The sequence below is a fragment of the Providencia sneebia DSM 19967 genome, assembly GCF_000314895.2.
Classification (GTDB): domain Bacteria; phylum Pseudomonadota; class Gammaproteobacteria; order Enterobacterales; family Enterobacteriaceae; genus Providencia; species Providencia sneebia.
Genome location: NZ_CM001773.1, coordinates 3,091,865 through 3,114,324, shown reverse-complemented (window position 1 = coordinate 3,114,324; position 22,460 = coordinate 3,091,865). Strand labels below are relative to the sequence as shown.

Below are 22,460 nucleotides of genomic sequence, written 5' to 3'. Positions count from 1 at the left end.
TAATTACCCTATTATTCTGGCTGAAGTGACAAAAAATTAAGAGGACAGTCATACCTCTGTTAACTTGCAAAAATAGTCTGAGGGCAAACCCATGGAGATGTTGTCGGGAGCGGAAATGGTCGTCAAGTCATTGATTGACCAAGGTGTAAAGCATGTGTTTGGTTATCCAGGCGGTGCTGTTTTAGATATTTATGATGCTTTGCATACAGTCGGCGGAGTTGATCATATTTTGGTTCGTCATGAACAAGCGGCTGTTCATATGGCCGATGGCTACGCGCGTTCAACGGGAGATGTTGGCGTTGTGCTTGTGACTTCAGGCCCTGGTGCAACCAATGCTGTTACTGGTATTGCTACGGCATATATGGATTCAGTTCCGTTAGTGATTTTATCGGGACAAGTGGCAAGCTCTTTGATTGGTAACGATGCTTTCCAAGAATGTGATATGGTGGGGATCTCTCGCCCAGTAGTGAAACACAGTTTTTTAGTCAAGCATGCGCAAGATATCCCCGAAATCATTAAAAAAGCATTCTATATCGCGTCAAGTGGCCGTCCTGGTCCCGTTGTGATTGATTTACCAAAAGATACCGTTAATATTGCTAACAAATATCCGTATCATTATCCTGAAACGGTCTCTTTACGTTCTTATAATCCAACAATTCAAGGACATAAAGGCCAGATCAAAAAAGCATTATCTAAGTTGATTGCTGCCCAAAAGCCTGTTTTCTATGTTGGTGGTGGAGCAATAAATGCAGAGTGTTCTGAAGAAATCATTGCATTAGCTGAAAAACTGCAACTTCCCGTTGTCTCAACATTGATGGGGTTAGGGGCTTTCCCTGAAACGCATCATCTTTCTGTTGGTATGTTGGGTATGCATGGAACTTATGAAGCGAATAAAGTCATGCATCACTCTGATGTTATTTTTGCAGTAGGTGTCCGATTTGATGATAGGACAACGAATAATCTGGAAAAATACTGCCCTGAAGCTACAGTTATCCAAATAGATGTTGACCCAACGTCTATCTCGAAAACTGTTAACGCAGATATTCCTATTGTTGGTGATGCAAAGCTAACACTTCAGCAAATGCTGAACCAACTTGATCAAACCTCGACTAAACAAAATTCTCAAGCCATAAAAACATGGTGGGAGGAGATTGATGTTTGGCGAGATAAAAAATGCTTAACCTACCAAAAAAATAGCCAAAAAGTGAAACCTCAGCAAGCGATTGAGATGATTTATCAGCTGACTAAAGGTGAGGCTTATGTCACTTCTGATGTGGGGCAACATCAAATGTTTGCCGCATTATATTACCCCTTTGATAAGCCGCGTCATTGGATTAATTCAGGAGGTTTGGGCACGATGGGCTTTGGTTTACCCGCAGCCTTAGGCGTGAAATTAGCGCATCCAGAATCTACAGTAATCTGTGTGACGGGTGATGGCAGTATTCAAATGAATATTCAAGAGCTATCAACAGCATTGCAATATGGCTTACCTGTTTTAGTATTGAATCTGAACAACGGATTTTTAGGCATGGTTAAGCAATGGCAAGATATGATTTATCAAGGCCGCCATTCACAATCTTATATGCAATCTCTGCCTAATTTCGTCAAACTTGCGCAAGCTTATGGGCATGTTGGGATCTCAATTAGCTCGCCTGATGAGCTGGAAGAGAAATTGAAGCTGGCATTGACGGAGTTGAATGAGAATCAGCGCTTAGTTTTTGTGGATGTTAATGTTGATGAAACTGAACATGTTTACCCAATGCAAATCCGCGGTGGTGCAATGGATGAAATGTGGTTGAGCAAAACAGAGAGGACCTGATAATGCGTCGTATTTTATCCATCTTACTTGAAAATGAATCTGGTGCATTATCTCGTGTGATTGGGCTGTTTTCTCAACGAGGTTATAACATTGAAAGCTTAACAGTTGCACCGACTGACGATCCAACATTGTCGAGAATGACAATTCAAACTAAAGGTGATGCTAGAGTTCTAGAGCAAATTGAAAAACAGCTCCATAAGTTAGTTGATGTGCTAAGAGTGAGTGAATTAACCGCATCAGCACATGTTGAGCGTGAAATTATGTTGGTTAAATTACAAGCGACAGGATACGGTCGTGATGAAGTCAAACGTTGCGCTGATATTTTCCGTGGACAAATCGTTGATGTAACACCAACGCTTTATACCGTTCAGCTTGCGGGAACAAGCGATAAACTCGATGCTTTTATTGAATCTGTTCGTGGTGTTGCTGAAATTGTTGAAATTGCACGTTCAGGGATTGTCGGTGTTTCACGTGGCGATAAAATTATGCGGTGAAAAATTTATCATCCAAAGGTAGAATACAATAAAGTTAAGCCCCGAATGTTCGGGGCTTGTTTCCGAAATGGTAAAAGAGGTTAACGTGAAACTGGATGAAATAGCCCGTCTAGCGGGTGTATCCCGTACAACGGCTAGTTATGTGATCAACGGCAAAGCCAAGCAGTATCGAGTCAGCGATAAAACTGTAGAAAAAGTGATGGCAGTCGTCAGAGAGCACAATTACCATCCAAATGCAGTAGCAGCGGGGCTACGAGCTGGAAGAACGCGTTCGATAGGGCTTGTGATCCCTGATCTGGAAAATACCAGCTACACTCGTATTGCGAATTATTTAGAGCGTCAAGCACGCCAGCGTGGTTATCAGTTATTGATAGCATGTTCTGAAGATCAGCCTGATAATGAGATCCGTTGTGTAGAACATCTTTTACAGCGCCAAGTGGATGCGATTATTGTTTCTACTGCTTTACCTCCTGAGCACCCTTTTTATCAGCGTTGGGCTAATCGCTCTTTGCCTATCATTGCGTTAGATAGGGCTTTAGAAAAAGAGCATTTTATTAGCGTCGTTGGTGATGACCAAGAAGATGCTTTGATGATTTCAGCAGAATTGCGGAAGTTTTCAGCAGAATCAATTTTGTATCTAGGCGCATTACCTGAACTCTCCGTCAGTTATTTGCGTGAGCAAGGCTTCCGTGAGGGCTGGAAAGGTGATGAGCGTGAAGTTAATTATCTTTATGCCAATAGTTACGAAAGGTCATCTGCTGCTGAGGTTTTTGCGCAATGGTTAGATAAAGGCAATCCAATGCCTGATGCGCTGTTTACGACATCATTTTCCTTGCTACAAGGTGTGCTGGATGTCGCGCTGAAACGTAATGGCAGGCTTCCTGAGCATATGGTTATTGCTACTTTTGGCGATAGTGAATTACTTGATTTTCTCGGCTGTCCTGTTTTATCTCTCGCTCAGCGCCACAGGGATATTGCAGAGCGCATCCTTGAATTGGTATTAGCAAGCCTAGATGAAAAACAGAAACCTGACGCCGGTATTACGCGAATTCGTCGTGATCTCTGTCGTCGAGGCAGTCTTGGTAGAAAAGAATAATTTATTAATAAATTTATTTTAGGCGAAGTATTTAATGAATAATACCGGATGAAAAGTCCGGTTTTTTTATTGGTAAAGATTATTCATATTGATGATTGATTATGCTTTTTGATGAAAAAACTTTTTTTCACTGTAAAAATTAGGTAAATTTCAAATTTTAAGAATAATCTTAATAAATTAAAATTAATTTATTTTCAATAAAATAATTAAATAAAAATTCAATTTAGAAATAATACTCAAATAATAAATAAAGAGTCGTAATTTAGATTATTTTAGAAATACTGTCTATTAAAACAGTATTTTAATGTATTGAAATATAATGATTTAAATTTAATTTATTCACGTTATCGATAATAGTTGTAGTTACTTAATATTCATGGCCGTTTTAAAAGTAAAGGATCTGTTATCTATGAATTGATGAAAAAGGGAGCATATATTAGATATGTTATCGATTGATTGTTTTTTTGGTCATAAATGTGATGCGAACAATATATTTCCTATTGTAATAAAAATAAATGAGCTATATCAACTCGTTATTCTTTATTTTATTTCCAATTCTGACTTTAGTGACTCTTCTCTTTTTTGAACAGTTCTGTAAATAAAACAAAAGCAACGTGTGTCTGGCTTGACAACGTTTTCCTACCATTCGTAAACTTTATAAGTGGAGAATTGTGGGGTAAAGTGGGTTAATCGAAAGTATAGAGGGTTTACTGGGTATGTTTCGTGGGGCTACGCTGGTAAATCTCGACAGCAAAGGGCGACTTACCGTGCCTACTCGATATCGGGGAATGCTGAGCGAGGAATCCAAGGGGCAGATGGTGTGTACCATCGACCTCCACCAACCATGCCTGTTGCTATATACCTTGCCCGAGTGGGAAATCATAGAAGAGAAGCTTTCGCGCCTATCAACCATGAATCCAGCAGAAAGGCGCGTACAACGTCTCTTATTAGGACATGCCAGCGAATGTCAGATGGATAATGCAGGACGTCTTTTGCTAGCTAACACGTTGCGTCAACACGCAGGGCTAACAAAAGAAGTCATGCTGGTAGGTCAAATAAATAAATTTGAACTTTGGGATGAACAGACTTGGTATCAGCAAGTTGCAGAAGATATTACTGCTGAGCGCCAAATACAAGAACCTCTGTCAGCCCGTTTACAGGATTTGTCACTATAAACATGACTCAGCAGCAATTTAAACATGTAACAGTACTGCTTGATGAAGCAGTTAATGGCCTGAATATTAAGCCAAATGGTATCTATATCGATGGCACATTTGGTCGAGGCGGTCACTCAAGGCTAATTTTGAGCCAGTTAAATGAAGATGGACGGCTGATTGCGATTGACCGTGACCCAGAGGCGATTAAGGTTGCAAAAGAGATTACTGACCCGAGATTTATGATTAAACATGGTCCGTTCTCTGCTATTGCTGAATATGTTGAAGAAGAAGGCTTAGTTGGAAAAATTGATGGGGTATTGCTGGATTTAGGTGTTTCATCACCGCAATTAGATGATCCAGAGCGCGGTTTTTCCTTTATGCGAGATGGGCCACTGGATATGCGCATGGACCCAACCAGGGGACAATCAGCGCAAGAATGGCTGATGAAAGCTGAAGCTGATGATATTGCTTGGGTACTCAAAACATTTGGCGAAGAGCGTTTTGCTAAGCGAATTGCACGGGCAATTGTGGAGCGTAATAATAATCCAGAACAGGAGCCTTTAACACGCACACGCCAGCTTGCAGAGCTAATTGCTCAAGTGAGTCCATTAAAAGAAAGACATAAACACCCTGCAACGCGAAGCTTTCAAGCGATACGTATCTACATTAACAGTGAATTAGAAGAGATAGAAAAAGCGTTGAATGGTGCTGTAACTGTCTTGGCACCAGAAGGTCGTTTATCAGTGATTAGTTTCCATTCATTGGAAGATAGATTAGTAAAACGGTTTATACGCCAAAATAGCAAAGGGCCAAGTGTTCCTGCTGGGATCCCTTTAACAGAAGCCCAAATTCGAGAATTGGGCGCGGCTAAGTTGCGCGAGGCGGGCAAGATGAAACCGTCTGAAGCTGAAGTGGATGAAAACCCACGAGCACGTAGCTCGGTATTACGTTTTGCTGAAAGGATTGTGTGAATATGATCCCTGAAAGGCATAGCTTAGGGAAAGTGATTGGGCGAGATTTATTTCGTTATGGAATTATTCCATTAATTTTACTTGCTGCGATCATAATTAGCGCTTTATTTGTCGTGACAACGGCGCATGAAACGCGCTTGTTAACCGCAGAAAAAGATAAATTATATGAAGAAAAGGACGCGCTGGACATTGAATGGCGTAATTTGATCCTTGAAGAGAATGCACTAGCAAACCATAGCCGAGTAGAGCGCTTATCGGTAGAGAAACTACAGATGGTTCATGTTGAACCATCCCAAGAAAATATTATTGTCTCTAAGTAGTAAATAAGGTTTTAAATGAAAGCACCTAAAACAGCTAAAAACAGGAATCGTGAAGAAAATACCAGCTTTGTAAGCTGGCGTTTTGCTTTGCTGTGCGGCTGTATCTTATTAGCTTTAACGGGACTGCTGGTGCGGGTTGCTTATTTGCAAATCATCGCGCCAGAAAAATTAGTCAAAGAAGGGGATATGCGCTCCTTGCGTGTGCAGGAAATTGATACTGCGCGCGGCATGATAAGTGATAGAGAAGGTCGCCAGTTAGCGGTGAGTGTGCCTGTTAATGCGATTTGGGCTGATCCTAAAGTGGTATTTGAAAAAGGTGGTATCAGTAATGATGAGCATTGGAAAGCATTAGCTGATGCACTTGATATTCCCTTAGATCAAATTAAGACGAAAATATCAGCAAATCCCAAAGGGCGTTTTGTGTACTTGGCGCGTCAGGTTAACCCGTCAATTGGTGAATATATTACAAAACTGAAAGTGCCGGGCATTTATCTACGCAAAGAATCACGCCGTTATTACCCTTCAGGGCCTGTTACAGCTCATCTAATTGGTGTAACTAATGTTGATGGTGATGGTATTGAAGGCGTTGAGAAAAGTTTTGATCGTTGGCTAAAAGGCTCTCCAGGCGAAAGAACGGTTAGGAAAGATCGCAATGGGCGCGTAATTGAAACTGTTTCGTCAGTAGATAGTCAAGCCGCGCATAACTTAGTGCTGAGTATTGACGAACGCATTCAGTCTATTGTTTATCGCGAGTTAACCAAAGGTGTTATCGAAAACAAAGCTGAATCGGGTATTGCTATTCTTGTTGATGTACAAACAGGGGAAATTTTAGCGATGGCAAACAGCCCATCCTATAACCCGAATAATTTGGCTGGTACGCCAATGGATGCGATGCGTAACCGTGCAATCACCGATATTTTCGAGCCAGGTTCTACTGTGAAACCGCTGGTGGTAATGAGTGCGCTACACAATAAGATAGTGAAAGAAAATACTGTATTGAATACCTATCCATACCGGATAAACGGTCATGAGATCAAAGATGTGGCCCGATATGCTGAGTTATCAATAACGGGTATTTTGCAGAAGTCGAGTAACGTTGGTGTTTCAAAACTAGCGTTAGCGATGCCAGCTACAGAGTTAGTGGATGTTTATAGCAACTTTGGGTTTGGCAAGCCGACTAATCTGGGGTTAGTCGGGGAAAGTAGTGGCATATTTCCAAGTAAAAAAACACGGTGGTCTGATTTAGATAGGGCCACCTTTTCTTTCGGGTATGGGCAAATGGTCACACCGCTACAACTAGCCCGTGCTTATGCAACAATTGGTAGCTTTGGCATTTATCGCCCGCTATCAATCACTAAAGTGGATCCGCCAGTGCCGGGAACGCGAGTGTTCCCTGAGCAAGTTATGCGCAAAGTTGTTCACATGATGGAAAGTGTTGCGTTACCGGGGGGTGGGGGAACACGCGCTGCCATAAAAGGGTATCGTATTGCGATTAAAACGGGTACTGCGAAAAAAGTCGGCCCAGAAGGGCGATATATAGAAAAATATATTGCCTACACAGCAGGTGTTGCACCAGCAAGTAATCCGCGTTATGCCCTTGTTGTCCTCATCAATGAGCCAAATGCAGGGAAATATTATGGTGGTGCGGTATCTGCACCCGTATTTGGTGCCATTATGGGCGGGGTCTTGCGCATGATGAATATAGAACCAGATGCATTACAGCAAAATGATAACAATAGCATCGTGACCAATAAGAAAGAGGTTAAAAGTGGTAGATCGTAATCTTTGTGATCTCCTTTCGCCATTTGGCGTTAGCACAGCAAATGTCTCATTACGCGAAATGACACTTGATAGTCGTAAAGCGGCATCGGGTGATCTGTTTATCGCAATTAAAGGTCATCAGTCTGATGGACGACAGTTTATTTCTCAAGCAATAGCTCAAGGTGTTGCTGCGGTCATTGCTGAAGCGAGCGGAGCCGCAGAGGAAGGGGAAGTTCGTCATATTCATGGTGTTCCCGTTATCTACCTGAATGATTTAAATAACCGCCTTTCTGAACTTGCAGGTGAGTTTTATCACCATCCCGCGGCGAGAATGAAATTAGTTGGCGTGACAGGCACTAATGGCAAAACGACAACAACACAGCTCATTGCGCAATGGGCAAAAGGATTAGGCGAAACGAGTGCGGTCATGGGCACTGTTGGTAATGGGTTATTAGGTCAAGTTGTCCCTAGTGAGAATACCACAGGATCTGCCGTTGATATTCAAGTTGAATTAACGCAATTGCTAGAACATGGTGCGACATTAACGGCGATGGAAGTGTCTTCACATGGTTTAGTTCAAGGCCGCGTTGCAGCGTTGCCCTTTGATGTGGCGGTATTTACCAATTTAAGCCGTGATCACCTTGATTATCATGGTGATATGGAAAATTATGAAGCGGCTAAATGGCGACTTTTTTCAACTCACCAAACAAAAGCACAAGTGATTAATGCTGATGACGATGTTGGTTTGAAATGGCTACATCAATTACCTCAAGCTTGCGCTGTTTCAATGGAACAACGTATCCCAGAAAATTGGCAAGGTTCATGGCTACAAGCCGATAAAATTGAGTATCACGATAGTGGCGCGACCATCCATTTCTCATCAACTTGGGGGAATAGTTGTTTAGAAAGCCCATTAATGGGGGCTTTCAATGTCAGTAATTTGCTTCTTGCTATGGCATCACTTTTGATGATGGATTATCCATTAGAACACTTAATTACAGCTTCTAAATCACTAACTCCAGTTTGCGGGCGAATGGAAGTGTTTAGCGCACCTGATAAGCCAACTGTTGTGGTTGATTATGCTCATACACCTGACGCACTAGAAAAAGCATTAGCAGCTGCTCGTTTACATTGTCAGGGGCAATTATGGTGTGTCTTTGGTTGTGGCGGAGATCGCGACAAAGGTAAACGACCTTTAATGGGGGCGGCTGCCGAAGAGTATGCGGATAAAGTTATCATTACTGATGATAATCCGCGTAGTGAAGAGCCAATGGATATTATTCAAGATATTATGGCGGGTATTTTAGATTCTAGCCGTGTTCAAGCGATTCCGGGGCGTGCAGAAGCTGTGACGAGTGCAATCATGCAAGCTGATCCAGATGATGTCATTGTGATTGCGGGTAAAGGCCATGAAGATTATCAAATTATTGGTCATCTCCGTTTAGATTATTCAGATAGATTAACCGTTGCGCGGCTTTTGGGGGTAATAGCATGATCCCTTTAACATTGAAAGAGCTTGCTGAAATCAGCAATGGGCGCATCGTTTGTGCAGATAATATTGATGCTGCTACGCTGGCTTTGGAACAGGTGAGCATAGATAGCCGCCATATCGATGATCGTTGCTTATTTATCGCCCTAAAAGGTGAGCGTTTTGATGCACATGATTTTGTTTCTGCGGCAGTTGAACATGGTGCAGTGGCATTATTAGTTGAGCGTGAAGTTTCTGTTGATTGCCCACAAGTCATAACAAGTGATACGCGTTTAGCGATGGGGAAACTCGCCGCTTGGGTTCGCCAGCAAAGTCGCGCTAAAGTTGTTGGTTTGACAGGCTCTTCGGGTAAAACATCCGTCAAAGAGATGACTGCATCTATTCTATCAAAGCGTGGAAAGACGCTGTATACCGCTGGCAATTTAAACAATGATATTGGTGTGCCATTAACATTATTTAGATTAACGCGTGAACATGATTATGCTGTGATTGAAATGGGTGCTAATCATCCCAACGAAATAGCATACACAACTGATATTGTTAAACCGCAAACGGCATTAGTGAACAATTTATTTGCGGCGCATTTAGCGGGTTTTGGTTCACCGGATGGTGTTGCTCGCGCAAAAGGTGAAATTTATCAAGGTTTGAGTGAAGAAGGTACAGCAATTGTTAACCTTGATAGCTACTCAGACCAATGGCAGTTCGAACCACGCCAAACTGTGTGGTATTACTCTTTACTACCGCAAGAAAAAGCGGACTTTTATCCATCGAATATTGAAGTTAAACAACTTTCAACAAATTTCACATTACACACACCACTTGGTTGTGTTGATATTATCTTACCACTTCCTGGTATTCACAATATTGCCAACGTATTAGCCGCGAGTGCGCTAGCGATTTCTGTTGGGGCAACACTTGAAGATATTCGTCATGGTTTAGCTGAGACTAAAGCTGTTCCGGGTCGTTTATTCCCAGTGCAATTAAGCCCAAATAAAGTGGTATTAGATGATACATATAATGCGAATGATGGCTCAATGATTGCGGCAATCAATGTGTTAGCAAATATGCCGGGTTATCGCGTTTTAGTTGCTGGTGATATGGGCGAGCTGGGCGATTATGCCCAAGAGTGCCATCAACGAGTGGGATTAGCGGCAAAAAAAGCAGGATTAGACAAAGTGCTAACTGTTGGCGTATTAAGCGAAGCTATCAGTTTATCAAGTGAATGCGGTGAGCACTTCTCATTCAAAAAAGATTTATTAACTCAACTAATTCCGCTTGTTCAGCAGAATGAGGTTATTTCTATTCTAGTTAAAGGTTCACGCAGCTCCGCGATGGAAGATGTTGTGAATGCATTAAAGGAGTGCTTCGAATGTTAGTTTGGCTTGCCGAAATATTGGTGCATCATTTTTCTGTCTTTAACGTCTTTTCATATTTGACGTTCAGAGCCATTGTCGGTTTGCTGACAGCACTTACTATTGCGTTGTGGATGGGACCGCATTTAATTGCTTACCTACAAAAAATGCAGATTGGTCAGGTGGTTCGTAGTGAAGGCCCTGAATCTCATTTTAGTAAACGCGGTACGCCAACAATGGGTGGCTTGCTAATTTTATTCTCAATTAGCATTTCTGTTTTATTGTGGGCGCGTTTAGATAACCCTTATGTCTGGTGCACACTCTTTGTTTTGATTGGCTATGGCATTGTCGGTTTTGTTGATGATTACCGCAAAGTGGTCAGAAAAGATACCCGCGGTTTGATTGCTCGCTGGAAGTATTTTTGGCAATCCGTTATTGCATTGGCTGTGGCTTTTACTATGTATGCAGTTGGCAAGGATACACCAGCAACCCAGCTAGTGGTGCCATTTTTTAAAGATGTGATGCCGCAATTGGGTGTTTTGTACATTCTGTTTTCCTACTTTGTCATTGTCGGCACAAGTAATGCCGTGAATTTAACTGATGGCTTAGATGGGCTAGCTATCATGCCGACCGTATTTGTTGCCGCTGGATTTGCATTAGTTGCATGGGCAACAGGAAACGTGAATTTTGCCAGCTATTTGCATATTCCATTTTTACCACATGCTGGTGAGCTAGTGATTGTTTGTACCGCAATTGTGGGTGCTGGTTTAGGTTTCTTATGGTTTAACACATACCCTGCGCAAGTCTTTATGGGCGATGTTGGGTCACTTGCATTGGGCGGCGCATTGGGAACAATCGCTGTGTTATTACGCCAAGAGTTTCTCTTAGTGATTATGGGCGGTGTGTTTGTTGTCGAAACACTCTCTGTCATTTTACAAGTGGGTTCTTTCAAACTGCGTGGACAACGTATATTCCGTATGGCACCAATTCACCATCATTATGAATTAAAAGGTTGGCCAGAACCACGCGTTATAGTTCGTTTTTGGATTATCTCTTTAATGCTAGTGCTGATTGGCTTAGCAACATTGAAGGTACGTTAAGATGGCACATTTTCAGTGTAAATCGTATCAAGATAGAAGTGTGGTGATTATTGGACTGGGTCTAACTGGCCTCTCCTGTGTGCATTTTTTCTTAGAGCAGGGTGTTGTTCCAAGAGTCATAGATACCCGCACTAAGCCGCCTGGTCTAGAGCAGTTACCTGAAAATGTTGAATGTCATTGCGGCAGCTTGAATAACCAATGGTTACAAGAGTGCGATTTAATTGTCGCTAGCCCGGGTATTGCATTAGCAACGCCCGAATTACAACAAGCATCAATGAATGGTGTTGAAATTGTTGGCGATATCGAACTATTTTGCCGTGAAGTGGATGCACCTATTATTGCCATCACGGGGTCAAATGGTAAAAGCACTGTAACCACCTTAGTGGGTGAGATGGCAAAACCATCCGGTATTTCAGTAGGTGTTGGCGGGAATATTGGTATTCCCGCCTTATCGCTTCTCAATCAAGGCCATCAACTTTATGTTTTAGAACTATCAAGCTTCCAACTTGAAACGACAACGAGCCTTCAAGCACTTGCGGCTACTGTATTAAATGTCACAGAAGACCATATGGATCGCTATCCATCAGGGTTAGAACAATATCGTGAAGCTAAATTGCACATTTATGACAATGCACAGAATTGTGTGGTTAATGCTCAAGATCCTTTGACTCTACCGCGCCATAAAATGAAAGTGCCTTATATCAGTTTTGGTGTGAATAGTGGTGATTACTATTTTGATACCCAAAAACGTGTCTTGGTAGCAAAAGGCGAAGTACTTTTGGATGTAGATTCAATACATCTTACAGGGCAACACAATTATACCAATGCGCTTGCTGCATTAGCGCTTGCGGATATTGCGGGCGTTGATCGCAGCGCAAGTTTAGATGTTTTAAAACATTACACCGGATTAGAACACCGTTTTCAACTGGTGCTGTTTAACAACGGTGTTCGCTGGATAAATGATTCTAAAGCAACCAATGTGGGCAGTACTGAAGCGGCATTGAATGGTTTGAAAGTCGATGGCGTATTGCACTTATTATTGGGTGGTGATGGGAAATCGGCAGACTTTTCATCATTAAAGCCGTATCTCGCGAAGAAGAATGTAAGGTTATATTGTTTCGGGAAAGATGGTGCTCAAATTGCTCAGTTAGAGCCAGAAAAAGCGCATTTAACTGAAACTATGGAACAGGGTATCCGATATCTTGCACCTCTAATTAAAGAAGGCGATATGGTATTGCTGTCTCCTGCTTGTGCAAGTATTGACCAATTTAAAAACTTTGAACAGCGTGGCGCGATTTTTGCCCAGTTAGCGAAGGAGCTTGGTTGATGATGATACCTGGTGCGGTAAGACTCAAAAATTGGGTTATTGGTGAAAAAGGTGGGGTCATTTCTGGCTCAACACTTTATGACCGTACATTGGTATGGCTAGCATTTGGACTTGCAACAATTGGTTTTATTATGGTGACTTCTGCTTCAATGCCGGTAGGGCAGAGACTGACAGAAGATCCATTCTATTTCGCAAAGCGCGACTTAGTCTACATGGCAATTGCTTTTATTCTTTCTTTAGTTGTCATGCGCATTCCAATGGCTGCCTGGGAAAAATATAGCTTTATTTTGTTAATGATTTCTCTGTTCATGCTTGTTGTCGTGTTAGTTGCAGGAAGCTCAGTTAATGGTGCATCACGCTGGATTGATATTGGCCTTGTAAAGATCCAGCCCGCTGAAATTTCTAAATTTGCGTTGTTCTGTTATGTATCAAGCTATTTAGTTAGAAAATCAGACGAAGTCCGTACACGATTTTTTGGTTTTGTGAAGCCTATGTGTATTTTGATTGCAATGTCGTTTTTACTTCTGCTACAGCCTGACCTTGGTACAGTTGTTGTATTGGTAGTAACAACATTGGGGCTACTCTTTTTAGCGGGTGCGAGACTTGCCCCTTTTATTATTGGGATAGCAGCTTGTGTTGTGGGTGTCATTGCGCTGATTTTATTTGAACCATACCGTTTACGTCGTGTGACATCATTTTTAAACCCATGGGAAGATCCGTTTGGTAGTGGTTATCAATTGACTCAATCATTAATGGCTTTTGGGCGCGGTGAATTATGGGGGCAAGGTTTAGGCAATTCGGTTCAAAAACTGGAATATTTACCTGAAGCTCATACCGACTTCATATTTTCCATTTTAGCTGAAGAGCTAGGCTATTTTGGGGTAGTACTGGTTTTACTGATGGTTTTCATCTTAGCATTTAGAGCCATGATGATTGGTCGTCGCGCTTTATTAGCAAAACAATATTTTGCAGGGTATCTCGGTTGTGCGATAGGAATTTGGTTTACCTTCCAAGCGTTAGTTAACGTGGGTGCAGCTGCTGGAATGTTACCGACTAAGGGATTAACCTTGCCATTAATTAGTTATGGTGGTTCAAGTTTACTTGTGATGTCTGCTGCAATTGCAGTGTTATTGCGTATCGATTTTGAAACACGCTTAGAAAAAGCCCAAGCGTTTGTTAGGAGTGCTAAATGAGTCAAGCAAAAAAATTACTGGTCATGGCAGGTGGAACAGGGGGACATGTATTCCCGGGATTAGCTGTGGCTCATTATTTGCAGGCTCAAGGCTGGGAAATTCGCTGGTTAGGCACCGCAGATCGTATGGAAGCAACTTTAGTGCCGCAACATGGTATTGAGATTGAATTTATCCAAATATCAGGGCTCAGAGGCAAAGGCGTTAAAGCATTAATTGGCGCGCCTTGGAGAATATACAAGGCAATTCGTCAGGCAAAATCGATTATCAAACAATATAAACCTGATGCTGTACTTGGCATGGGGGGCTATGTTTCAGGTCCGGGTGGTATTGCGGCATGGTTATCAGGCGTACCTGTGGTGTTACATGAACAAAACGGAATTGCGGGATTAACAAATAAATGGTTATCCAAGATTGCTAAACGTGTATTGCAAGCATTCCCCGGTGCGTTTCCAAATGCACCTGTTGTTGGTAATCCGGTTCGCAGTGATGTATTAGCACTTCCTTTGCCTGAAGAAAGATTAACTAATCGAGAAGGTGAAATTCGCGTTTTGGTTATTGGTGGCAGCCAAGGTGCCCGTATTCTGAACCAAGTTATGCCTGAAGTTGTTGGAAAAGTAAGCAAACAGTTAAATATCTGGCATCAGGCAGGAAAAGGCAGTAAGAATTCTACAGAAGCGTTGTATAATGACAAATTAAAGACGTCAGTTAATTCTGAATTTCCGATTAGTGAAGTTAAAGTTACTGAATTTATTGATGATATGGCGCAAGCTTACGCATGGGCGGATGTTGTCGTTTGTCGTTCAGGCGCCTTGACTGTGAGTGAAATAGCCGCAGCAGGATTACCTGCTATCTTTGTGCCATTTCAACATAAAGATCGCCAACAATATTGGAACGCGCTGCCATTAGAAAAAGCTGGAGCAGCCAAAATACTTGAACAACCCCAGTTTACGGCAGATAGCGTGGCTGATTTGCTCAATAAGTGGGATCGAAAAGAATTATTATCAATGGCAAAAAAAGCGCGTTCTTGCGCCATTACTGATGCGACAGAACGTGTTGCTTCAGTATTATGTGAAGTTGCTAAAAAGTGACAGCTGTTGGTCAATTTACATAGATGTAGCATTAATAAAAAGTGAAGAAATATAGTGAATACACAACAATTGGCGAAATTAAGAACATCAGTGCCAGAAATGAGACGAGTCAGACATATCCATTTTGTCGGCATCGGTGGTGCTGGTATGGGCGGAATTGCTGAAGTTTTAGCAAATGAAGGTTATATCATTAGTGGTTCTGATTTAGCACCTAACGCGGTAACACAGCAACTAACTGAACTTGGTGCAACAATCTACTTTAATCATCGCCCTGAAAATGTTGAAGATGCCAGTGTTGTTGTTGTATCCACTGCGATTTCAAGTGATAACCCAGAAATCCAAGCTGCACATGAATTACGTATTCCAGTGATCCGCCGGGCTGAAATGTTAGCTGAATTAATGCGTTACCGTCATGGTATTGCCGTGGCAGGAACACATGGTAAAACAACGACAACGGCGATGATCTCCGGTATTTATGGGCAAGCAGGTTTAGATCCAACATTTGTGAATGGTGGGCTAGTAAAATCGGCAGGTACCCATGCGCGTTTGGGAAGTAGCCGCTATTTAATTGCTGAAGCAGATGAAAGTGATGCATCATTCCTGCATCTACAGCCGCTCGTTGCTGTTGTGACAAATATCGAAGCCGATCACATGGATACTTACCATGGGAACTTTGAATCACTAAAAGATACTTTTATTAATTTCTTACATAATTTGCCATTTTATGGTCGTGCAGTGATGTGTATTGATGATCCGGTTATCCGCTCTTTACTGCCAAGAGTGAGTCGCTATATAACCACTTATGGTTTTAGTGAAGATGCAGATGTCCGTATCATCAAATATGAACAAAAAGGTAACCAAGGCTTTTTCACGATTGCACGTGAGAATATGCCTGAATTGACAGTTGTTCTGAATGCACCGGGTCGACACAATGCTTTGAATGCAACAGCAGCCGTTGCAGTTGCAACTGAAGAAGGTATTGATGACCAACATATTTTATCTGCATTAATTGAATTTCAAGGAACAGGGCGTCGATTTGATTTTCTAGGTAACTTTTCTTTACGCCATGTTAATGGCAAAGAAGGTGAAGTTATGTTGGTTGATGATTATGGCCATCATCCAACAGAAGTTGATGCAACCATTAAAGCAGCTAGAGCAGGATGGCCGGATAAACGTATTGTGATGGTTTTTCAGCCTCATCGTTATTCACGTACGCGCGATTTATATGATGACTTTGCACATGTTCTTAACCAAGTCGATGTGCTGCTAATGTTAGAAGTTTATCCTGCGGGCGAGAAACCCGTTCCGGGGGCGGATAGCCGCTCATTGTGCCGGACAATACGTAATCGCGGGCAATTAGATCCGATTTATATTGCGGAGCCGGAGCAAGTTTCTCAGATTTTAGCTCAATCACTTGATGCAAATGATTTAATTTTAGTTCAAGGTGCAGGAAATATCGGTAAAATAGCGCGTAACCTTGCTGAAACAAAATTACAACCGCCTATGGCTGAGGTTTAATTAATGATGACTGGGACAACGTGTGAATTATTTGATGAAAAATTAGCAGGTAGTCAGTGTGAAACGCAATCTTTGCTTACTGCAATGGCTGTTTTCCATCAAATAAACAATGAGTTATCTCAGTCGTGCGAGTCTTTTTGGGAATTGGCTAACTGATATGTCACAGGCAGCATTAAATGTTCGGCATCATAAACATAATCATGATGACGACAATGACCCAAATTCAGGCCCAAGCAATGGTGTTTTTCTTGGTGGGTTGATTTTTTTTCTCATGGTTGTTGGTACAATCATTTGGAGTGGTTGGACAGTCATGAATTGGATGAAGGACGCCGATAGGTTGCCGATGTCCAAGTTAGTATTAACAGGCGAACGGCATTACACAAAAAACGATGATGTCCGCAAAGCCATATTAGCGCTTGGGCAACCAGGAACCTATATGACAGTTGATGTTAATGCTATCCAAAACCAGATAAGTGCAATGCCTTGGATCCGTCAAGTCACCGTACGCAAACAGTGGCCTGATGAATTAAAGATCCATCTCGTGGAGTATGTGCCTTATGCGAGATGGAACGACCAAAGCATGGTTGATAGTGAAGGGCGAGTTTTCCGTCTTCCTGAAGAAGAGAATGGTAAAGGTGATTATCCTTTACTTTATGGGCCTCAAGGAAGCCAGAAAGAAGTGCTTAAAGAGTATATTTTATTTAGAAAAATTCTTACAGAACAAAATTTAAAACTAAAGTCTGTATCAATGACAGCACGGCATGCTTGGCAACTGATATTAGATAACGATATACGCGTTGAACTTGGTAAAAAAGATATACTTGGGCGGTTAAATAATTTTCTTGAACTTTATCCGCTTTTGCAGCAAGTCACAGATAAACGTGTTGACTATGTTGACCTTCGCTATACCAGTGGCGCTGCGGTGGGATGGGCTCCCCTTCTAGTGGATGCGCCACTTGGGTTACAATAGTAATATTGCTAATAACTTAGATTAGGCAGAAGCAAATGATTAAAACGACGGACAGAAAATTAGTTGTAGGCCTTGAGATTGGAACTTCCAAGGTATCAGCCCTTGTTGGCGAAATTCTGCCCGATGGTATGGTGAATATTATCGGGGTGGGAAGCTGTCCATCTCGTGGAATGGACAAAGGTGGTGTCAACGACCTTGAGTCTGTTGTTAAATGTGTGCAAAGAGCAATCGATCAGGCAGAATTGATGGCAGATTGCCAAATATCTTCAGTATATCTTGCTTTGTCTGGTAAGCATGTTAGCTGCCAAAATGAAATTGGTATGGTTCCAGTTTCTGAAGAAGAGGTTACTCAAGAGGATGTCGATAGCGTTGTTCATACCGCTAAATCAGTCCGCGTTCGTGATGAACATCGAATTTTACATGTTATTCCACAAGAATTTGCGATTGATTATCAAGAGGGTATTAAGAACCCTGTCGGTCTATCCGGTGTTCGTATGCAGGCAAAAGTGCATTTGATTACTTGTCATAATGATATGGCAAAAAATATAGTCAAAGCTGTTGAACGCTGCGGACTGAAGGTTGATCAACTGATATTCGCTGGCCTTGCTGCGAGTTATTCTGTTTTGACAGAAGATGAGCGTGAGCTTGGTGTTTGTGTCGTCGATATTGGTGGCGGCACCATGGACATGGCAGTCTACACAGGTGGCGCATTGCGTCATACTAAAGTGATCCCTTATGCAGGAAACGTTGTAACAAGTGATATCGCTTATGCATTTGGGACTCCACCTAGTGATGCTGAAGCTATTAAAGTTCGGCATGGTTGTGCTGTTGGCTCGATTGTGAGTAAAGATGAAACAGTTGAAGTGCCAAGTGTTGGCGGGCGCCCACCAAGAAGTTTGCAGCGCCAAACTCTCGCTGAAGTCATTGAGCCGCGTTATACAGAACTCTTAAATCTTGTAAATGAAGAAATTTTAAATTTGCAGGAACAGTTACGCCAACAGGGTGTCAAACACCATTTGGCCGCGGGAATTGTACTTACTGGGGGAGCTGCACAAATTGATGGTTTAGTCGAATGTGCACAGAAGGTTTTCCATACTCAAGTGAGAATTGGAACCCCACTTAATATTACAGGTTTAACGGATTATGCTCAGGAGCCATATTATTCAACCGCGGTTGGGCTTCTGCATTACGGTAAAGAAAGCCATATTGGTGACGATGCCGAAACGGAAAAACGTGCTTCAGTTAAAGGGTGGTTTAGTAAAATCACAGGTTGGCTGAGAAAAGAATTTTAATTTTTATTCAGAAGCATATTATTAGCTTCGAAGTCAGCACAAAACGGAGAGACATTATGTTTGAACCAATGGAGCTAACCAACGATGCGGTGATTAAAGTCATCGGTGTTGGTGGCGGCGGCGGAAACGCTGTTGAACACATGGTGCGTGAGCGTATTGAGGGCGTTGAATTCTTCGCTGTCAACACTGACGCACAAGCACTGCGGAAAACCGCAGTCGGACAAACTATCCAGATCGGTACAGGGATAACTAAAGGCCTTGGTGCTGGTGCAAACCCTGAAGTTGGCCGAAATGCCGCTGAAGAAGATCGTGAAGCATTGCGTAATGCGTTAGAAGGCGCAGACATGGTCTTTATTGCAGCTGGTATGGGTGGTGGAACAGGTACTGGTGCAGCTCCAGTTGTTGCTGAAGTTGCTAAAGAACTGGGTATATTAACAGTTGCTGTGGTGACTAAACCTTTCAATTTTGAAGGGAAGAAACGCATGGCGTTTGCGGAATCAGGAATTACTGAGCTTTCTAAACATGTTGACTCATTAATTACCATTCCAAACGATAAATTATTAAAAGTTCTGGGTCGTGGTATTTCATTACTTGACGCTTTTGGCGCAGCAAATGATGTACTTAAAGGCGCGGTTCAAGGTATTGCAGAACTGATTACTCGCCCAGGTCTGATGAACGTGGACTTTGCTGACGTGCGTACTGTGATGTCAGAAATGGGCTACGCAATGATGGGCTCAGGTGTTGCTCAAGGCGAAGACCGTGCAGAGGAAGCTGCTGAAATGGCAATTTCTAGCCCACTATTGGAAGATATCGATCTTTCTGGTGCGCGTGGTGTTCTTGTCAACATTACAGCTGGTTTCGACTTGCGTTTGGATGAATTTGAGACAGTGGGTAATACCATCCGTGCATTTGCATCCGATAATGCAACTGTCGTGATTGGTACTTCACTTGACCCAGAAATGAATGACGAGCTACGTGTAACTGTTGTTGCGACGGGTATTGGTATGGATAAACGTCCAGAAATTACTTTAGTCAATAACAAAATGTCACAGCAAGCATCTATGGAACAACGTTATCAGCAGATGCAAAACAGTATGTCATCATTGACAGAAGAAAAACCAGCGGCAGCGAAAGCAGTAAATGACCAAGGTACGCAAACAAACAAGGAACCTGATTATTTAGATATTCCTGCGTTTTTGCGTAAACAAGCTGACTAATTTATTGGTTTCTCCGCTTTTTGTGCTAAACTTTCCTACCAGCCATCTGTTAAGATGATTGGTAGGACTGATAACATTGCGAGAAAAATACGATGATCAAACAAAGGACACTAAAACGTATAGTTGAAGCGACTGGTGTTGGTTTACATACCGGCAAAAAAGTCACGCTTACTTTGCGTCCAGCGTCGGCAAACACTGGGGTCATCTACCGTCGTACTGACCTAAATCCTCCGGTTGATTTTCCGGCTGATGCGAAGTCTGTTCGCGATACCATGTTATGTACTTGCTTAGTTAATGAAGATAACGTGCGTATTTCAACAGTAGAGCATTTGAATGCTGCTTTAGCAGGGTTAGGTATTGATAACATTGTTATTGAAGTCAATGCGCCTGAAATCCCAATTATGGATGGCAGTGCAGCACCGTTTGTATTCTTATTGCTCGATGCGGGTATTGAAGAATTGAATTGTGCGAAAAAATTCTTACGTATTAAAGAAAAAGTACGCGTAGAAGATGGTGATAAATGGGCTGAATTCACACCATATAATGGTTTTAGTCTGGATTTCACTATTGATTTTAATCATCCGGCAATTGATAGCAGCACTCAGCGTTATAAAATCGATTTTTCTGCTGAAGCATTTGTAAGTCAAATTAGCCGTGCTCGTACATTTGGTTTTATGCGTGATATTGAATATCTGCAATCTAAAGGCCTATGTTTAGGTGGTAGTTTCGATTGTGCTATCGTTGTTGATGACTATCGGGTTCTCAACGAAGATGGTTTACGTTTTGAAGACGAATTTGTTCGCCACAAAACGCTCGATGCTATTGGTGACCTATTTATGTGTGGCCATAATATTATAGGTGCATTTACTGCCTATAAATCTGGGCATGCATTGAATAACAAGTTGTTGCAAGCTGTATTAGCAAAAGAATCTGCTTGGGATTTGGTCACATACGAAGATGAAGCTGAATTACCATTAGCATTTAAAGCGTCTTCTGCTGTATTCGCTTAATCTAATGGGTAAAATAGAGTTGCATTTATAATGATAAAATTAAACTGCAACTAAGCTACTACTTAAAATAAGTGGTTAGCTTTTTCTGTTGGTTGCACTGGTACTCTCTCCGGCCAGTGCAGCTAGCCTCTCTAATCTCTCCCTTAATCCTTTCGAACTATTTTCTGCCAAACGCAAAAGATGCGTAGCTGTCTCTGTACTTATCTTACGTTTGTTGGGAATTTGATTAAATTTAACCGTTTGATTATTCAATGAGCTATTTTCAGGCTTTTTTCGCATGATAACAGGGTTGATTCTGATGTCTATGGAAGATAAAGATGGTAGAATGGAACCTCGTAATGCTGAAAGTAAGTTAAGTTTTTCGTAATTTAACCGGGTCATCCAGCTAGCGTTCGCAACTTCAATAACTAAAATGCTATTACGATAGTTTGCAACGCGGCACATAGGCTTTATTTCTGTAGGTAATAATGCTTTAACTGCTTGGTTTAATTTATTTATTGCCATAGCATTACGTTGAATAGTTCGCAAGGGGTTACTCGTTTTTGCGATTGACTCTTCTAGAACATCGAACAGTGCTTGTGGATGACTATCTCTCATTTTTAGCTCCACTTTTGAGTAGATTAAATACTTTAGTACGGGTTATGTACTATCACTAGTTATGTACTATATAGTAATTAATTATAAAATACTGTAGCAATAAAATAATATAAGAGTTTGATGGGTATTTTAAATCTTTGGCGACAATTTGGTAGACGGTACTTTTGGTCACACCTATTATTAGGCGTGGTGGCTACTGGTATTGGCATGCCTGCGATTTTAAGTGCTTTGTCTGAAGGACAGCACGCCCAATTCAACACTTCTTCTGTTAATCGCCAAAATCAAGCAGTAAGTGCATATGATAATTTGTTTGCACAACAAAGCCCTCAGCGGTCATCTTCTTCTTCCTCTTATTCAGTCAATTATTGGCAGCAACATGCTGTAAGAAATGTTATTCGACAATTAACTTTTGCATTTTCTACGACTGAAAATGATGATGCAAACCAACAAGATGAGAAAAATAACTCTCTGTTGGCACCCCAAATTATGCTAGACACGTTGTACGCCATGCTGGCGCAACGTTCACTTCAATGGAATGAAAATATAGCATTGCTATCTAATCGCTATATTTACCCTCTTGTTATTTCATATCAACCTGCCATTTGGATTGCTCAGGTACATGGTATTCGTGCTGGACCAGTATTAGGCTCGAGTTAACTACTCAAATATTGTTTTATCTCATTAAATAA

Annotated in this window: 21 protein-coding genes; 20 read left to right on the top strand and 1 reads right to left on the bottom strand. The window is 41.8% G+C overall.

Annotated features, from left to right (window positions below):
- The first annotated feature begins 91 nt into the window (after positions 1-91).
- From ilvI to lpxC, 19 genes are all read left to right on the top strand, one after another.
- Positions 92-1,819 carry an acetolactate synthase 3 large subunit gene (gene ilvI, locus OO7_RS13095; protein WP_008916403.1) on the top strand — a complete coding sequence of 576 codons (1,728 nt, stop codon included), beginning with the start codon at positions 92-94 and terminating at the stop codon, positions 1,817-1,819.
- Between the two features lie 2 nt (positions 1,820-1,821).
- Positions 1,822-2,313: an acetolactate synthase small subunit gene (ilvN, locus tag OO7_RS13090; RefSeq protein WP_008916402.1), complete on the top strand. Its 492-nt coding sequence runs from the start codon at positions 1,822-1,824 to the stop codon at positions 2,311-2,313.
- An 85-nt stretch (positions 2,314-2,398) separates the two neighbouring features.
- On the top strand, positions 2,399-3,409 hold the full coding sequence (gene cra, locus OO7_RS13085; RefSeq protein WP_008916401.1) for a catabolite repressor/activator: 1,011 nt from the start codon (positions 2,399-2,401) through the stop codon (positions 3,407-3,409).
- 716 nt (positions 3,410-4,125) lie between these two features.
- The gene (gene mraZ, locus OO7_RS13080) at positions 4,126-4,584 is read left to right on the top strand and encodes a division/cell wall cluster transcriptional repressor MraZ (RefSeq protein ID WP_008916400.1); all 459 of its coding nucleotides are present in this window, start codon (positions 4,126-4,128) and stop codon (positions 4,582-4,584) included.
- A gap of 2 nt (positions 4,585-4,586) precedes the next feature.
- Entirely contained in the window at positions 4,587-5,537 is a 951-nt protein-coding gene (gene rsmH / locus OO7_RS13075; RefSeq protein ID WP_008916399.1) for a 16S rRNA (cytosine(1402)-N(4))-methyltransferase RsmH, read from the top strand.
- A gap of 2 nt (positions 5,538-5,539) precedes the next feature.
- A complete protein-coding gene (gene ftsL / locus OO7_RS13070) occupies positions 5,540-5,857 on the top strand; it encodes a cell division protein FtsL (RefSeq protein WP_008916398.1) in 318 nt (105 codons plus the stop codon).
- Positions 5,858-5,872: 15 nt separating this feature from the next.
- Positions 5,873-7,639, top strand: coding sequence for a peptidoglycan glycosyltransferase FtsI (gene ftsI, locus OO7_RS13065; RefSeq protein ID WP_008916397.1), 1,767 nt, complete (start codon positions 5,873-5,875; stop codon positions 7,637-7,639).
- Entirely contained in the window at positions 7,626-9,113 is a 1,488-nt protein-coding gene (gene murE, locus OO7_RS13060) for a UDP-N-acetylmuramoyl-L-alanyl-D-glutamate--2,6-diaminopimelate ligase (protein ID WP_008916396.1), read from the top strand. Before ftsI ends, murE begins: the two co-directional genes overlap by 14 nt.
- Positions 9,110-10,483 carry a UDP-N-acetylmuramoyl-tripeptide--D-alanyl-D-alanine ligase gene (murF, locus tag OO7_RS13055; protein ID WP_008916395.1) on the top strand — a complete coding sequence of 458 codons (1,374 nt, stop codon included), beginning with the start codon at positions 9,110-9,112 and terminating at the stop codon, positions 10,481-10,483. The genes murE and murF overlap by 4 nt, the downstream gene beginning before the upstream one ends.
- Entirely contained in the window at positions 10,477-11,559 is a 1,083-nt protein-coding gene (gene mraY / locus OO7_RS13050; RefSeq protein ID WP_008916394.1) for a phospho-N-acetylmuramoyl-pentapeptide-transferase, read from the top strand. Before murF ends, mraY begins: the two co-directional genes overlap by 7 nt.
- A gap of 1 nt (position 11,560) precedes the next feature.
- Positions 11,561-12,886, top strand: coding sequence for a UDP-N-acetylmuramoyl-L-alanine--D-glutamate ligase (murD, locus tag OO7_RS13045; RefSeq protein ID WP_008916393.1), 1,326 nt, complete (start codon positions 11,561-11,563; stop codon positions 12,884-12,886).
- Positions 12,886-14,079: a cell division protein FtsW gene (gene ftsW, locus OO7_RS13040; protein WP_008916392.1), complete on the top strand. Its 1,194-nt coding sequence runs from the start codon at positions 12,886-12,888 to the stop codon at positions 14,077-14,079. The genes murD and ftsW overlap by 1 nt, the downstream gene beginning before the upstream one ends.
- Entirely contained in the window at positions 14,076-15,167 is a 1,092-nt protein-coding gene (murG, locus tag OO7_RS13035) for an undecaprenyldiphospho-muramoylpentapeptide beta-N-acetylglucosaminyltransferase (protein ID WP_008916391.1), read from the top strand. Before ftsW ends, murG begins: the two co-directional genes overlap by 4 nt.
- Before the next feature lie 54 nt (positions 15,168-15,221).
- Positions 15,222-16,685 (top strand): UDP-N-acetylmuramate--L-alanine ligase, encoded by a 1,464-nt coding sequence (gene murC / locus OO7_RS13030; protein WP_008916390.1) that lies wholly within the window; start codon positions 15,222-15,224, stop codon positions 16,683-16,685.
- Positions 16,686-16,688: 3 nt separating this feature from the next.
- Positions 16,689-16,841, top strand: coding sequence for a hypothetical protein (locus OO7_RS16870; RefSeq protein WP_156823152.1), 153 nt, complete (start codon positions 16,689-16,691; stop codon positions 16,839-16,841).
- Position 16,842: 1 nt separating this feature from the next.
- A complete protein-coding gene (gene ftsQ, locus OO7_RS13025) occupies positions 16,843-17,655 on the top strand; it encodes a cell division protein FtsQ (RefSeq protein ID WP_008916389.1) in 813 nt (270 codons plus the stop codon).
- A gap of 35 nt (positions 17,656-17,690) precedes the next feature.
- The gene (gene ftsA, locus OO7_RS13020) at positions 17,691-18,947 is read left to right on the top strand and encodes a cell division protein FtsA (RefSeq protein WP_008916388.1); all 1,257 of its coding nucleotides are present in this window, start codon (positions 17,691-17,693) and stop codon (positions 18,945-18,947) included.
- 56 nt (positions 18,948-19,003) lie between these two features.
- Positions 19,004-20,164: a cell division protein FtsZ gene (gene ftsZ / locus OO7_RS13015; protein ID WP_008916387.1), complete on the top strand. Its 1,161-nt coding sequence runs from the start codon at positions 19,004-19,006 to the stop codon at positions 20,162-20,164.
- 92 nt (positions 20,165-20,256) lie between these two features.
- Positions 20,257-21,174 (top strand): UDP-3-O-acyl-N-acetylglucosamine deacetylase, encoded by a 918-nt coding sequence (lpxC, locus tag OO7_RS13010; RefSeq protein ID WP_008916386.1) that lies wholly within the window; start codon positions 20,257-20,259, stop codon positions 21,172-21,174.
- A 75-nt stretch (positions 21,175-21,249) separates the two neighbouring features.
- Here lpxC and OO7_RS13005 read toward each other — a convergent pair whose 3' ends face one another.
- Positions 21,250-21,771, bottom strand: coding sequence for a DUF721 domain-containing protein (locus OO7_RS13005; protein WP_008916385.1), 522 nt, complete (start codon positions 21,769-21,771; stop codon positions 21,250-21,252).
- A gap of 120 nt (positions 21,772-21,891) precedes the next feature.
- On the opposite strand from OO7_RS13005, the gene secM reads away from it, so the two are divergent.
- A complete protein-coding gene (gene secM, locus OO7_RS13000; RefSeq protein WP_008916384.1) occupies positions 21,892-22,428 on the top strand; it encodes a secA translation cis-regulator SecM in 537 nt (178 codons plus the stop codon).
- Positions 22,429-22,460 lie beyond the last annotated feature (32 nt).

What these genes read in the sequence shown, in the direction of transcription:
- ftsL (WP_008916398.1), top strand. Translation starts at nt 5,540, where the DNA reads ATGATCCCTGAAAGGCATAGCTTAGGGAAAGTGATTGGGCGAGATTTA.
- ftsW (WP_008916392.1), top strand. Translation starts at nt 12,886, where the DNA reads ATGATGATACCTGGTGCGGTAAGACTCAAAAATTGGGTTATTGGTGAA.
- lpxC (WP_008916386.1), top strand. Translation starts at nt 20,257, where the DNA reads ATGATCAAACAAAGGACACTAAAACGTATAGTTGAAGCGACTGGTGTT.
- OO7_RS13005 (WP_008916385.1), bottom strand. Translation starts at nt 21,771, where the DNA reads ATGAGAGATAGTCATCCACAAGCACTGTTCGATGTTCTAGAAGAGTCA.
- ftsZ (WP_008916387.1), top strand. Translation starts at nt 19,004, where the DNA reads ATGTTTGAACCAATGGAGCTAACCAACGATGCGGTGATTAAAGTCATC.
- ftsQ (WP_008916389.1), top strand. Translation starts at nt 16,843, where the DNA reads ATGTCACAGGCAGCATTAAATGTTCGGCATCATAAACATAATCATGAT.
- secM (WP_008916384.1), top strand. Translation starts at nt 21,892, where the DNA reads ATGGGTATTTTAAATCTTTGGCGACAATTTGGTAGACGGTACTTTTGG.
- ftsA (WP_008916388.1), top strand. Translation starts at nt 17,691, where the DNA reads ATGATTAAAACGACGGACAGAAAATTAGTTGTAGGCCTTGAGATTGGA.
- mraZ (WP_008916400.1), top strand. Translation starts at nt 4,126, where the DNA reads ATGTTTCGTGGGGCTACGCTGGTAAATCTCGACAGCAAAGGGCGACTT.
- ftsI (WP_008916397.1), top strand. Translation starts at nt 5,873, where the DNA reads ATGAAAGCACCTAAAACAGCTAAAAACAGGAATCGTGAAGAAAATACC.
- murF (WP_008916395.1), top strand. Translation starts at nt 9,110, where the DNA reads ATGATCCCTTTAACATTGAAAGAGCTTGCTGAAATCAGCAATGGGCGC.
- ilvN (WP_008916402.1), top strand. Translation starts at nt 1,822, where the DNA reads ATGCGTCGTATTTTATCCATCTTACTTGAAAATGAATCTGGTGCATTA.
- murD (WP_008916393.1), top strand. Translation starts at nt 11,561, where the DNA reads ATGGCACATTTTCAGTGTAAATCGTATCAAGATAGAAGTGTGGTGATT.
- ilvI (WP_008916403.1), top strand. Translation starts at nt 92, where the DNA reads ATGGAGATGTTGTCGGGAGCGGAAATGGTCGTCAAGTCATTGATTGAC.
- murG (WP_008916391.1), top strand. Translation starts at nt 14,076, where the DNA reads ATGAGTCAAGCAAAAAAATTACTGGTCATGGCAGGTGGAACAGGGGGA.
- mraY (WP_008916394.1), top strand. Translation starts at nt 10,477, where the DNA reads ATGTTAGTTTGGCTTGCCGAAATATTGGTGCATCATTTTTCTGTCTTT.
- rsmH (WP_008916399.1), top strand. Translation starts at nt 4,587, where the DNA reads ATGACTCAGCAGCAATTTAAACATGTAACAGTACTGCTTGATGAAGCA.
- OO7_RS16870 (WP_156823152.1), top strand. Translation starts at nt 16,689, where the DNA reads ATGATGACTGGGACAACGTGTGAATTATTTGATGAAAAATTAGCAGGT.